Annotated in this window: 1 pseudogene; it reads left to right on the top strand. The window is 62.2% G+C overall.

From position 1 onward, the window contains the following. Positions 1-148: 148 nt before the first annotated feature. Positions 149-331 (top strand): annotated as a pseudogene (gene mhpB, locus ACIPUB_RS20160) (3-carboxyethylcatechol 2,3-dioxygenase); the annotation flags it as partial.

Here is a 331-nt window from a genome sequence, read left to right as displayed (position 1 = left end):
CAGGCCGTCATCCCCACCGCCGACTCCCACATCTTCAACCAGTGCGGCCACTGGTCACAGGTCGAACGCGCCCACGAATTCAACCAGGTCATCAAGGCCTACCTCGCGCTGCACATGGCCGACCGGCCGGAAGCAAAAGCGTAGCGCCATGACTCAAGCACTGATCGCGATGTCGCACTCTCCCCTGCTGGAGCACACCAACCCGCCGGAGGAGGTCAAGGCAGCTGTCGACGCCGCCTTCGAGCAGGTCCGTGCCTTTGCCAAGGAATTCAACCCGGACTTGGTCGTCAACTTCGGCCCCGACCACTACAACGGGTTCTTCTACGACCTG

Origin of the sequence: Paeniglutamicibacter sp. ORCA_105, assembly GCF_045798545.1 — a bacterium.
Lineage (GTDB): Bacteria > Actinomycetota > Actinomycetes > Actinomycetales > Micrococcaceae > Paeniglutamicibacter > Paeniglutamicibacter sulfureus.
This window is presented reverse-complemented; position numbering and strand designations above follow the sequence as displayed.